4 protein-coding genes are annotated in these 3060 nt (G+C 55.3%); all 4 read left to right on the top strand.

Annotated elements, in window-relative coordinates:
- On the top strand, positions 1-204 hold a 204-nt coding region (locus AB7S84_RS15220), incomplete at its 5' end, for a CopG family transcriptional regulator (RefSeq protein WP_428155509.1).
- A gap of 96 nt (positions 205-300) precedes the next feature.
- Positions 301-714: a type II toxin-antitoxin system VapC family toxin gene (locus AB7S84_RS15215; protein WP_020877891.1), complete on the top strand. Its 414-nt coding sequence runs from the start codon at positions 301-303 to the stop codon at positions 712-714.
- 114 nt (positions 715-828) lie between these two features.
- Entirely contained in the window at positions 829-1398 is a 570-nt protein-coding gene (locus AB7S84_RS15210) for a hypothetical protein (RefSeq protein ID WP_428155506.1), read from the top strand.
- 601 nt (positions 1399-1999) lie between these two features.
- On the top strand, positions 2000-3060 hold a 1061-nt coding region (locus AB7S84_RS15205), incomplete at its 3' end, for a hypothetical protein (protein ID WP_428155504.1).

Here is a 3060-nt window from a genome sequence, read left to right as displayed (position 1 = left end):
GTTCGTGTCGCTGCCAGAAATCTGGGTCTGACAAAATCCGAATTGATTCGCAAAAGTATAATTGAATATATCGGAAAGTTGGAAAGCCTCGATGCCTGGGAATCGGGCAAGGATTTGTTTGGCAGATATTCAAGCGGCCGGGAAAATCTGTCTGTCGATCGAAAAGCCATTTTAAAAGAGAAGATTCGGGCTAAAAGAAATTGAGGCTGAAGACTGAAGACTGAAGGGGCATAAACGTTCCGTCCATCGCAGACCACCCCTTTAGCCTTCAGCCTTCAGCCTTCAGTCTTCAGAGTCGAGATGATGAAAAAAGTCCTGATAGACTCCGGCCCATTGATTGCGCTGTTCGATGCGTCCGATAGATACCATCATGAATCGCTTGAATTCATCAAAACAAATAAGCACCCTCTTGTCACGACCATAGCCTCCATAACGGAGACACTTCACTTGCTGGATTTCAACCGAAATGCCCAGATCGACTTTTTAGAATGGATCGGCAGAGGCGGCGTTGAAATTTATGATATCCAGAATAAGGATTTTCATCGACTGAAAGCGTTGACGGAAAAATACCGGGACTTGCCAATGGATTTTGCCGATTCATGTCTGGTATATATCGCCGAACAGCTCAACATCGATACCATTGCAACGATCGATCGCGATTTCTCGGTCTACAGGATCAAAGGCAGAAAAAAGTTTAAAACCCTGCTTTCCTGAAACCGCCCCGAAGGACCAACCGCCTATGGACAAACCGGTCTGCATGTACTAAACTCCAGTTTCCGACTTTCATGACAATGACTGGATAGCGGTGCCGGAAGGATGCGGCCCGGCATGATACCGCCCCCCAAAGGAAGGGACCCTAAAGCGATGATCACCTTGAACGACAACGAAAAGCAATTCCTCCTGACCCTGTACGACCGCCTCGACGGCAGCCTGTCGGGCCAGATCTCCATGTACGACGTGGGCGCGGCGATGGGCTGCGAAAAGCCCGAGTCCCTCAAGATCGCCGAATCCCTCATGGGGATGGACGCCGTGGCGGTGCGGACCCTTTCAGGCGGCGTGGGGCTGACGGAGACCGGCATCGCGACGGCCCGGGATCTGGGCGCCGGGGGCGGCGACGCCGCGCCGCGCCTGGGAGACGGACCGGTCGTGGACGATGCCGGACGGACGGCCGCAGAGGCCCTCGCAACCGGCATCAAGGCCGATGCCGGCGGCATGAACCTCGAATTCGACGCCTTGGCGGAGCTTGTGGCCGATCTCAGAACCATCGACGCCCAGCTGACCTCCCCCCGCCCCAAAACCGCCGTCCTCCGCGCAGCCTTCACCTCCCTGCAGAAAACCCTGGCCGCCGCAAATCAGAAAGACGGCGCCGCGCGAATCGCGGCATTTATAAAAGGATAGGGTGGTTAGGGTGATTAGGGTTTTAGGGTTTTATGGTTTTATGGTTTTATGTGGTTACCGGCACACGCTTATAGTCTTCAGCCTTCAGTCTTCAGCCTTCAGCCTTTCCCCCCACCAACCCCTGAAAATCGAAGTCAACACCGAAAGATGTCCTGAAACGCAACACCAACATCCCACAGGCACAAGATCATCCTCTCCCCCCAACCACCCTAAAACTCTACCACCTTAATCACCCTAAAACCCTAAAACTCTAACACCCTAAAACCCTAATCACCCTAAAACCCTTCTTCACCTAACCACCCCTCCCCCCTTAATCAGCTATAACTTTTTTTAACTTTTTCCAAATTCGGGTTGACATCGGGCAATCCGGAATCTATAGAGAGAAAACGATATATCAAAAGTTCTTATTTTATGCATCGTGAGCCGTTGCAGACGCTCCTGGGCGACGCCGTGGTTTCGCATGCCGCGAGACGCGGATGCTTCCGGAGAAACACCCGGACAGCGGTTGTACAATTGCAGCTGTTGGGTGGAAACTGATTGCAGCGCGCTCGTTTCAATAATATATGCTCCACTACGCCCTATTCTGAAAGAGGATGTTCTGATGAAAAAACAATGTTTCAAGGTTGCAGTGGTTCTCGGTTTTCTCTGTGTGCTTCCAGTGACGGTCGTTGCGGAAAATCAGGTGGTGATCGAACCGGAAAACCGGGTGGTGATCGAACCCCTGATCTACGCGGACGAAATCGACGTCGCGAACGCCAACCTCAACCTGACGGCCAAGGCGACCAATCGGCTGGAGCCGACCCTCTCCTTCGCCTATCGGACGGACAGCAACTTCTACCGGGTGGACGACGATTTCGAGAAGCTTCGGGTGGACACCTATCTGGTGCAGCCGGGTCTCCGCTTCGGCTATCGGACCGGAAAAACCCTGGTGGACCTGGGCTATTCCCTCAACATCTACTCCTATGACGACCGGGACGACCGGCCGGCCGGACATCGGAACGCCGACGACCTCGATTACACCGGGCACACCCTCCGGCTGAACGCCGAAACCCGGCCCACGGCCAAGATCAATCTCGGCCTCAAGGAATATTTCGTCCGCACCCGGGACCAGTCCGAGGCCGACCACACCACCGGACTCGTCGGGATCCAGGAGAAATACAACTACAACCAGATAGAGCCCTGGCTCGCCTACCGTTTCAGCGAACGCTTTTCATCCCGCCTCGCCTACCGGCACACCGCCGTCAATTACGATAAGGTCAACCCCGAAGACGCAACGGAAAACCGGGGCCTTTTCGATTTCCGCTACCACCTGTCGCCCCGGGACTCCATCGCCGTCGATTACAGCATCTGGAATCGGGATCACGACGAAGGCATTGCCGACTACACCTCCAACGTGATCGGGCTGGTGTACCGGCGCAACGCCAAGTTCCTCTACGGTGAGCTGGGCGTCGGCTACCATCATCGGGACTTCGAGGAGAGCGGCCGCGACAGCGAAAGCACCCCGGCCTTCCGCCTGGCCGTCACGGCCCAGAGCTCGGGCCTGGACGAATCCGGCCGCCCCAAAACCTACGCCACCCTGGCCTTGAACAAGGATTTCAACAGCTCGGGTACGTCCAGCAACTTCCTCGAAACGCGGGAGGTCTCCCTCCGGGCCGGCCACAC

The sequence above is a fragment of the Desulfococcus sp. genome (genome assembly GCF_050178255.1).
Taxonomy (GTDB): Bacteria; Desulfobacterota; Desulfobacteria; order Desulfobacterales; family Desulfococcaceae; genus Desulfococcus; species Desulfococcus multivorans.
The sequence above is the reverse complement of the archived record's forward strand: the minus strand, read 5'-3'. Positions and strand labels throughout refer to the sequence as shown.

Excerpts from the sequence above, each read along its gene's own strand:
- AB7S84_RS15215 (WP_020877891.1), top strand. The coding sequence starts at position 301 with ATGATGAAAAAAGTCCTGATAGACTCCGGCCCATTGATTGCGCTGTTC.
- AB7S84_RS15210 (WP_428155506.1), top strand. The coding sequence starts at position 829 with ATGATACCGCCCCCCAAAGGAAGGGACCCTAAAGCGATGATCACCTTG.